The sequence below is a fragment of the Acidobacteriota bacterium genome (assembly GCA_040752915.1).
In the GTDB taxonomy this organism is placed as follows: Bacteria; Acidobacteriota; UBA4820; order UBA4820; family DSQY01; genus JBFLVU01.
In genome coordinates this window covers 20702-30051 of sequence record JBFMHB010000039.1, presented here as the reverse complement: position 1 = coordinate 30051, position 9350 = coordinate 20702, and the positions used below count along the sequence as shown (strand labels likewise).

Below are 9350 nucleotides of genomic sequence, written 5' to 3'. Positions count from 1 at the left end.
TTGTTGGAATGCAGGTCAATCCCGATATACACTCCCATCGTCGGCCTCCTTCCCGTGCGTAAAGCGACTCGTCCAAAGCCACTCTACGCCCGTCGGAGGGGCCGACTACATGATTATCAAGTCTTGTGTTGCCACATTCTTCCCATGCGAGCTTCCTTCTTCTGAGCCGTTCCGTCTCCCGGATGCGGGTGGGGCCCGCCTCTCGATGGAGCAGGGGGTCCAGGGATCGGGTGACGCCGTGCGAAGCGGGTTGGCCTTCCCTTCGGCCGATGCTCGCATCGGCCGAGGGGACGGCCCTTGGCAAGCAAGGGCCGCTACTTTGGAGGCCTTCGAAGACGGGCGGCCGCGGAGGGCCGCCCCTGCAATGAGAGGGGGCCTTTGGGGGGGGAGAATCGGTGGAAGAAAACCTCTGGGGGGAGGAGATCGGCGCCGGGCGACACCTCCCACAGGGCGTGAAGCGTGAGACAAGAGACGGGAGCGGGAGACGAGAAACGGGTGCGGCGAGACTCGGCGGCGGTGCGTAGGCTTGGCCGACCGACCGCAGGGAGGGAGGCGCGTCCCGACGCCGATGGCCCTGAGGCAAGGAAGGCGAGGCGCCCGCACCGGAATCGTATTTTCCTTACGTTGAGGATGCGGGCGCCCTCCCCCGCCATGGATCCACTCGGGGGGTTGACGGCGGCCAAGGAGGTCTGATAAAGTCCTGTTGAAGCGCCGATTTGAGATCCAGCTTGCGGGCGCTCTAGAAATGCGGCTAAAGCGGAGGGGGAGAGGTCCCGCCGGGCTTGATGCCGCGGCGGGTTTTTTTTCGCGCGGCGAGGGAGGTTCGGGGACAAGACGCCACAATCCGGCCGGCGCCGATTTGAGCCGCAGCTTGCGGGCGCCGGAACCGGCCCGACAGGGCGCCGGTTTGCGACACTTCGGCTAAAGCGTGGACGGGCCCGTCCGGCTTTCGCCGAGACGGGTTTCTTGCTCGAAGGACGGGTCCGGGAGGTAGGACATGAGAACCTGGCACTTCGACACGCGATGCCTGCACGGCGGATACGAGCCCGGGAGCGGGGAGTCCATCGCGGTCCCGTTGCACCGATCGGCGGCTTTCCGGTTCAGGGATCCGGATCACGCGGCGAGCCTCTTCTCCCTCAAGGAGCCGGGCCACATCTACGGCCGCCTCTCCAACCCCACCCAGGAGATCCTGGAGGAGCGCCTCGCGGCCCTGGAGGGAGGGACCGCCTCGGTGGCCGTGGCCTCGGGAACCGCCGCGGTCTTTTACGCTCTCGCCAACGCCGCCGCGCCGGGAGGGGAGGTCCTCGCCTCGAAGGCCCTCTACGGAGGCACCGTGGCCCTCTTGCAGGAGACCCTTCCCGCCTTCGGCCTTTCGGCCCGCCTCGTGGACGCCTCCCGGCCCGGCGAGGTCGAGGAGGCCATTTCGGACCGGACCCGGGCCCTCTTCGTGGAGACCGTGGGGAACCCCACCCTGGAGGTCGCCGACCTCCCCGCTCTCTCGCAGGTCGCGCGGAGACACCGGGTGCCCCTCATCGTGGACAACACCTTCGCCACGCCTTTTCTGTGCCGGCCGCTGGAGTGGGGCGCGAACGTGGTGGTCCATTCCCTCACCAAGTGGATCGGCGGCCACGGGACCTTCCTGGGCGGCGCCGTTGTGGACGGAGGCACCTTCGATTGGAAGGACGAGAGATTCCCCGCCTTCCACGCGCCCGACGCCTCCTATGGGGGCCTCCGCTTCGGCCACGATCTCGGCGCCTCGCAAGATCGGGCCTTCGCCCTGCGCACCCGGGCCGTCCTGCTGCGCAACCTCGGCGCGGCCCTCTCCCCCGATTCCTGCTGGATGGCCCTCCAGGGGCTCGAAACGCTTTTTCTGCGGATGGGGCGCCACTGCGCCAACGCCCTCTCGGCCGCCTCGTTCCTGCTCGACCACCCGAAGGTGGAGTGCGTGCGGTACCCCGGGCTTCCCGGCGATCCCTCCCACCCGACGGCCCGAAGAGTCCTCTCGGGCGGATACGGCGGCATGGTGGTCTTCACCCTGAAGACGGGCCTGCCGGGGGCCCGCCGCTTCCTGGAATCCCTCCGACTGTTCTCCCACGCGGCCAACGTGGGGGACGCCAGGAGCCTCGCGATCCTTCCTTCCGCCACCACCCACGCCCAGCTCTCCGAGGAGGAGCGACTCCGCGCGGGGGTTCGGGAGGACCTTGTTCGCCTTTCGGTGGGTCTCGAACACCCCGAGGACCTCGTACGCGACCTGGAACAGGCGCTGGAGTCTGCATGAGTAGTCCCTCGAAGCTCGACGGCCCGCCGCCCGGGCCCTCGCCGTATCGCCACGACGGTCCCTTTCCGCTGGAATGCGGGGACGCGCTCCCCCGCCTCGATATCGCCTACGAGACGTGGGGCGACCCCGACCGGGCGGAGGAGGGGACGGTCCTTCTGGTCCACGCCCTCACGGGAGACGCCCACGCCGCCTCGGGAGGCTCCTCGGGAGACGGGCGCCCCGGCTGGTGGGAAGGCCTCGTCGGGAGTGGGCGGGCGGTGGATCCCTCCCGGTGCTTCGTCCTTTGCGCCAACCTTCCGGGGAGCGGATACGGAAGCACCGGGCCGTCCAGCCTGCGTCCCGAAACGGGGAGGCCCTACGGGTCCGGCTTTCCCGTCCTCACGACCCGGGACATGGCGAGGGCACTGCGGGCCCTGGTTTCGCGCCTGGGGATCTCACGCCTCCGGTGCGCCGTGGGCGGGTCCCTGGGAGCCATGGTGATCTGGGAATTGGCCGTGGAGTTCCCCGGCCTGATCGAGACCGCCGTGCCCATCGCGGGGGATGTGGCGGCGGGGGCCTGGATGGTCGCCTTCGATCACCTGGGCCGGGAAGCCGTCCGCCACGCGGCCCGGCGGGGCGAGCCCGCCGCGGGGCTGGACCTGGCCCGCCGCATCGCCATGGTCTCCTACCGCACGCCCGCTCTCTTCGAGGCTCGCTTCGGCCGCAGAAGGCGCGGGCACATGGGGGAGGAGCCGGTCTCCCCCGATCCTCCCTTCGAGGTGGAAACCTATTTGGCCCACCAGGGCCGGAAGCTCGTGGGACGCTTCGACGCCGACGCCTACCTGTCCCTTCTGCAGGCCATGGACCTCCACGACATCGGCCGGGGGCGGGGAGGGGTGGACGCGGCCCTGGCCCGCGTGGAGGCGGAGGTCATCCTGGTGGGCATCGCGGAGGACCTCCTGGTCCCCGCCGAAGACCTGCGCCGATCCGCCGTCCGGCTTCGCGGCGCGGGGGGAAAGGCGCGGTACGAGGAGATCCGGTCGCCCTTCGGCCACGACGCCTTCCTGGCGGAGCCCGAGGCCGTGGGCGCTCTCCTGCGGCGGCACGTGTTCGGGGAGGCGCCATGAAGGTCCTCAAGTTCGGAGGCTCCTCCGTGGGCTCGCCGGAACGAATCGAGCGGGTACTGGCCCTCCTGCGGCGCCACGGCCCGCCGCCTTCGGTGGCGGTCTTTTCCGCCTTCGGGGACACGACGGACGGACTTGAAGAGGCGGGCCGGCTCGCCTCCGGGGGTGGCCTTGCCGATGCGCAAGGGGTTCTGGCCGGACTTGCCCGCTTTCACGAGAGCCTCGGCCGCGCGCTCTTCGCGCCCGGGCCGGCGCTCGAGAATTCCCTCGCCCTGGTGGAGAGCCACTTCGCCCGGCTCCGGGCCATGGCCGGCGCCGTGGCCGCCCTGGGGGAGTTCTCCCCCCTCGTGCGGGACTCCTTCCTCGGGACGGGCGAGCGCCTCTCCAGTGCCTTCATGGCATCCTTTCTGCGGGAGCGCGGGCTTCCCGCCGCGTGGGTTGACGCGAGGGAGGTGATCGTCACCGACGCCGCCCACACGGAGGCCTCCCCCCGCCTGGCCGCCACGCGCCGGGCGTGCCGCAGCAGGCTCCTCCCCCTGTTGAGGTCGGGCCGACTCGTGGTGCTTCCAGGTTTTCTGGGGCGTTCCGAATCCGGGGAGGACACGACGCTGGGCCGGGGCGGTTCGGACTTCACGGCGGCCCTGGTGGGGGCCGCCCTCGACGCGGAGGAGATCCAGATCTGGACCGACGTGGACGGGATCCTCACGGCGGACCCGTCCCTCGTTCCGAAGGCCCGGAGCCTCTCCCTCCTGAGCTACCGGGAGGCCTCGGAACTGGCCTTCTTCGGGGCCCGCGTACTCCATCCCAAGACCCTGGAGCCGGCCGTGGCGAGGGGAATCCCCGTGCGCATCCTGAACACCCTGCGCCCGCGGCACCCGGGAACGCGGGTCCTCGGCGAGGTCCCCCCCGCCAAGGCGCCCCTCAAGAGCATCGCGTACAAGGAGGCCATGTGCGTCGTCAACCTCTCCACACCGAAGATGTTCAAGGCGCCGGACTTCCTGGCGCGGCTCTCGGCCATCCTGGTCCGCCACGGCCTCGCTCCGGACCTCATGGCGACCTCGGAGGTGTCCGTGGCCCTCGCCTTCCAGGAGGGCCCCGCCGTGAGCGCGGCCCTGAAAGAGCTGGAGGCGCTCGGCCCGGTGGAGCGTCGCACCGGAGAGGCCCTCGTGTGCCTCGTGGGGGAAGAGCTGCGAAACCGGCCAGGCCTGGCGGGGGCCATCATGGAGGCCACCGTTCCGGCGAGAGTGTCCATGGTCTCCTTCGGAGGATCGGGCATCTGCTTCGGGTTCCTCGTGGACGAGGAATCCCTGCCGGGAGTGGTCCGCCGGCTGCACCGCAGGTTTTTCGAACGGGCGCGGGCCGGGAGAAGGGACGGAGCGAAGCGGGAGGCGGGTCATGAGGCGGGAGACGATGCGGTACAGGGCCGCCGTGCTCGGAGCCACGGGAATCGTGGGCCGGAGGCTCGTGGGCCTGCTCCAGAGCCATCCTTGGTTTGAGATCGGCGCCCTCTGCGCCTCCGAAGAGAAAACGGGCCGCTCCTACCGGGACGTGGTGGGCGGACGTTGGGAGGGCCGCGACGGGCGCGCCGCCCCGGACCTGCCCCTCGGGTCCGGGCGGCCGGAAGAGATGGACGCCGACGTGGTTTTCAGCGCCCTGGAAACCTCCGCCGCCGCCGCCGCGGAACCGCTTTTCCGGAAGGCGGGATTCCCCGTCGTGACCAACGCCTCGCCGTTCCGGATGGACCCCGAAGTGCCCCTCCTCGTCCCTGAAATCAACGCCGGACATCTCGTCTTGGCGGACCTCCAGTGGCGGCGCCACGGAGGGTTCATCGCCGCCAACCCCAACTGCAGCACCATCGGCCTCTGCCTCGCCCTGGAACCCATCCGTCTCGCCTTCGGTCTGGAGCGCGTCTGCGTCACGACCCTCCAGGCCCTCTCCGGCGCCGGCCATCCGGGACTTCCGTCCCTCGACATCCTGGACAACGTCCTCCCTTTCATCCGCAACGAGGAGGAGAAGCTCGAACGGGAGCCCAACAAGATCTTCGGGCGCGCCTCTCGCGGCCGCATCCGCCCCGCCGCCCTGGACTGTTCGGCCCAGTGCAACCGGGTCCCGGTGCGCGAGGGCCACCTCCTCAGCGTCCAGGCCGAGACCCGGCGGCCCGTCTCCCTCGGCGCAGCGGCGGAGGCTTTCGAGGCCTACCGCTCCCCCCTCGCCGGGAAGGGCCTTCCCTCGGCGCCCGAACGTCCGGTGCTCTTGAGGATGGAAGATGACCGCCCCCAGCCCATCCTCGACCGGGACGCTTCGGCGGGAATGGCCGTCACCGTGGGGCGCCTCCGAGTGCAAGGAGCCCGGCGCCTTCGCTTCGTCGCGCTCGTCCACAACACGGTCCGGGGCGCGGCGGGCGGGACCCTCCTCGTCGCCGAACTCCTGGCGGCCACGGGCCGCCTCTCCCTCCGCCGGGACCCCTCGAAGCGGCGGGCGGCGCCCCGTGTTATAAGGTTGGAATCCGGACGGAGCGCCCCGTGAACGACCGCACCGTGGCCCTTCTCGAACTGCTCTCCGAGCGAATCGCCGTCCTGGACGGCGCCATGGGGACGCAGATCCAGGCGCGGGGCCTGTCCGCCCGGGACTACGGCGGGGAGCCCTTCGAGGGCTGCAACGAGGCCCTCGTTCTGAGCCGCCCCGACGTGGTGCGCTCGGTCCATGACGCCTACCTGGCCGCCGGCGCCGACATCGTGGAGACCGACACCTTCGGCGGCACGCCCCTCGTTCTGGGCGAATACGGCCTCGCCGACCGGGCCTTCGAGATCAACCGCCGGGCCGCGCAGATCGCCCGGGAGGCCTGCGCCGAGGCCTCCACCCCCGCCCGGCCGCGCTTCGCCGCGGGCTCCATGGGGCCCACCACGCGATCCATCAGTCTCGCGGGGGGGCTCACCTTCACCCAGTTGGCCGACCACTACAGGGTCCAGGCCCTCGGGCTCCTGGAGGGCGGGGCCGATCTCCTTTTCCTGGAGACCGTGCAGGATGCACTCAACGCCAAGGCGGGTCTCGCGGGCATCCGGAAGGCCGTCGAAGAGTCGGGACGCGAAGTCCCCCTCGTCGTGTCGGCCACGGTGGAACCCTCCGGCACGCTGCTGGCGGGCCAGACCATCGAGGCCTTCTACGCCTCCGTGATGCACGCGCCCCTCCTCGCCGTGGGCCTGAACTGCGCTACAGGCCCCGACCTCATGGGGAGCCACCTTCGGAGCCTGTCGGGGATGGCCCGCACCCGAACGGTCTGCTTCCCCAACGCCGGAATGCCCGACGAGGGCGGACGCTACGGCCTCTCGCCCGAATCCCTGGCGCGGGCCATGCGCCGGTTCGCCCAGAACGGATGGATCAACGTGGCCGGAGGGTGCTGCGGGACGGGCCCCGACCACGTGCGCGCCCTGGCCCAAGCCCTGGAAGGCGTGGCGCCCCGCCGGGTCCCGGACCACCACCGCGTCTTCCTTTCCGGGATCGATTTCCTGGAGCTGGAGGAGGACAACCGGCCCGTGCTCGCCGGGGAACGCGCCAACGCCCTCGGCAGCCGCGCCTTCAAGCGCCGCATCGCGGAGGGCCGGTTCGAAGAGGCCGTCGAAATCGCGCGGGATCAGGTCCGGGCCGGCGCCCAGGTGGTGGACGTCTGCCTCCAGGACCCCGAGCGGGACGAAACCTCCGACCTCACCGCGTTCCTCGAGCGCGCCGGGAAAGTGGTCCGGGCGCCCCTCATGATCGACACCACCGATCCCCGCGCGGCCGAGGCCGCCCTCCCCCTGTGCCCGGGCCGGTGCCTTCTCAACTCGGCCAACCTGGAAGACGGCGGGGGGCGTCTGGCCCGCATGGCGGAACTGGCCCGGACCTTCGGCGCCGCCCTCGTGGTCCAGACCATCGACGAGGACCCCGAGGAGGGAATGGCCCGCACGGCGGAGCGGAAAATGGCCGTGGCGCGGCGGGCCTTCGCCCTGCTGACGGAGGGCCACGGCCTTCGGCCCGAGGACATCTTCTTCGATCCCCTGGTCTTCCCCTGCGGCACGGGAAGCCCCCGCTTCCGGGGCGCCGCGGCGGAGACGCTGGCGGCCCTCCGCTCCATCAAGGCGGAGTTCCCCGACTCCCGGACCCTCCTGGGCATCTCGAACGTCAGCTTCGGGCTTCCCGCGGCGGCGCGGGAGGCGGTCAACGCCGTCTTCCTCTACCACGCCACCCGGGCCGGGCTCGACGTGGCCATCGTCAACACGGAGAAGATCCCGCGCTTCCCGTCCATCCCCGAGGCAGAACGGAGCCTTTGCGAGGACCTCCTCTTCGACCGCGGCCCGGACCCCCTGGGGGCGCTCCTGACCCGCTTCAAGACCCGGCCGGCGGGGCCGGACGGGACGCCGGAGCCGGCGGTCGGCCCTGAGGAGGCCCTGCTTCGCTGTGTCACCGAAGGAAGCCGGCGGGGGCTCGTGGAGGCCCTGGACGCCCTCCTCGCCGCGGGCGCTCCTCCCCTGGACATCGTCAACGGCCCCCTCCTGCGCGGCATGGACGAGGTGGGACGGCGATTCGCCCGCAACGAGCTCATCGTCGCCGAGGTCCTCCGGTCGGCCGAGGTCATGAGGGCCGCCGTCTCCCACCTGGAGCGGCACATAGACGGCGCCGCCCCGTCCCGCGGAACCGTGGTCCTGGCCACGGTGCGAGGGGACGTCCACGACATCGGCAAGAACCTGGTGGACATGATCCTCTCGAACAACGGCTACCGTGTCGTGAACCTGGGCACGAAGGTGACGCCGGAGAAAATCATCGCGGCGTGCAGGCAGCACGAGCCCCACGCCCTGGGCCTCTCGGGCCTCCTCGTCCGGAGCGCCCACGAGATGGCGGCCACGGCTCGGGAGGTGACCGAGGCGGGACTGGACCCGATCCTTCTCGTGGGCGGGGCGGCCCTGACGGAGCGTTTCACGGACCGGACCATCGCCCCGGCGTACGGCGGCCTCACCGCCTACGCGGCGACGGCCATGGCGGGACTGGAGCTGCTGAACCGGCTCCTCTCCCCCGAGGAGGGCGCCGCCGCGCGGGAAGAACTCCGCCGCGAGCGGGAGGCCCGCCTCGCCCGGTCAGCGGAGCCTTTGAAGGACGAGGCCGCCTCGCCTTCCGGAAAGGCCGTCCCCCCCGTGGAGGCCCTCCCGCCCCCCGACCGCGGCATGCACCTCCTCGAAGCCCTGGACCCCTCCGCCCTCTGGCCGTATGTGAACCTCCAGATGCTCTACGGGAGGCACCTCGGCCTTCAAGGCCCCGCGGCGCGCCTGCTGGAAGCCGGTGACCCGCGCGCCCTCCAGCTTCGCGAGGTCGTGCAGGAGATCCTCGACTCGGGCTGGCTTCGCCCCAAGGGCCTCTACCGTTTCTTCGGAGCCGAGTCCCGCGGGGATTCCCTCTTCCTCGACACGGGGGACGGGGCCCGAACCGAGCTCCCCTTTCCCCGCCAGCGATCGGGCGACCGCCTGTGCATCGCGGACTTCGTCCGCCCGGCCTCCCTCGGAGGCGGGGACTCCGTCGCCCTCCTCGTCGCCACGGCGGGGGAGGGGGTGAGGGAGCGCGCCTCCTCCCTGCGGGCGCAGGGCCGCCTGCTCATCTCCCACGCCCTTCAGGCCGTGGCCCTGGAACTGGCCGAGGCCGCCGCCGAGTGGATCCACCGGCGCATCCGTGAGGCATGGGGCCTGCCCGACCCGGAGGATCTCTCCATGGCGGACCGCCTGCGCGGGCGGTACCGTGGAAAGCGCTTCAGCTTCGGCTACCCGGCCTGCCCGGACCTGGAAGGCCAGGACCTCCTCTTCCGCCTCTTGGGGCCGGAGCGCATCGGCGTTCGCCTCACGACGGACCGGATGATGGACCCGGAGGCGTCGGTGTCCGCCGTCGTGGTCCACCACCCGGAGGCCCGTTACTTCAGCGTTTGAAGGGATTGGAAGGAGGCATGGGAG

Annotated in this window: 5 protein-coding genes and 1 riboswitch; all 5 genes read left to right on the top strand. The window is 71.2% G+C overall.

Translation table 11 applies throughout. The features are described 5' to 3' along the window. Positions 1–698: 698 nt before the first annotated feature. A riboswitch (SAM riboswitch) is annotated at positions 699–776 on the top strand. Between the two features lie 221 nt (positions 777–997). From AB1824_08655 to metH, 5 genes are read left to right on the top strand one after another with little or no spacing between them, the layout of a single operon-like run. Then, entirely contained in the window at positions 998–2278 is a 1281-nt protein-coding gene (locus tag AB1824_08655; protein MEW5765036.1) for an O-acetylhomoserine aminocarboxypropyltransferase/cysteine synthase family protein, read from the top strand. Beyond that, entirely contained in the window at positions 2275–3384 is a 1110-nt protein-coding gene (locus AB1824_08650) for a homoserine O-acetyltransferase (protein MEW5765035.1), read from the top strand. Before AB1824_08655 ends, AB1824_08650 begins: the two co-directional genes overlap by 4 nt. Then, complete coding sequence (locus tag AB1824_08645) at positions 3381–4877, top strand: aspartate kinase (GenBank protein ID MEW5765034.1); 1497 nt, start codon at positions 3381–3383, stop codon at positions 4875–4877. The genes AB1824_08650 and AB1824_08645 overlap by 4 nt, the downstream gene beginning before the upstream one ends. Beyond that, complete coding sequence (asd, locus tag AB1824_08640; protein ID MEW5765033.1) at positions 4777–5907, top strand: aspartate-semialdehyde dehydrogenase; 1131 nt, start codon at positions 4777–4779, stop codon at positions 5905–5907. The genes AB1824_08645 and asd overlap by 101 nt, the downstream gene beginning before the upstream one ends. Then, positions 5904–9326, top strand: a complete 3423-nt coding sequence (gene metH / locus AB1824_08635) for a methionine synthase (GenBank protein MEW5765032.1) — start codon at positions 5904–5906, stop codon at positions 9324–9326. Before asd ends, metH begins: the two co-directional genes overlap by 4 nt. Positions 9327–9350 lie beyond the last annotated feature (24 nt).

Coding starts and splice junctions, on each gene's coding strand:
- AB1824_08655 (MEW5765036.1), top strand. CDS start 998: ATGAGAACCTGGCACTTCGACACGCGATGCCTGCACGGCGGATACGAG.
- AB1824_08650 (MEW5765035.1), top strand. CDS start 2,275: ATGAGTAGTCCCTCGAAGCTCGACGGCCCGCCGCCCGGGCCCTCGCCG.
- AB1824_08645 (MEW5765034.1), top strand. CDS start 3,381: ATGAAGGTCCTCAAGTTCGGAGGCTCCTCCGTGGGCTCGCCGGAACGA.
- asd (MEW5765033.1), top strand. CDS start 4,777: ATGAGGCGGGAGACGATGCGGTACAGGGCCGCCGTGCTCGGAGCCACG.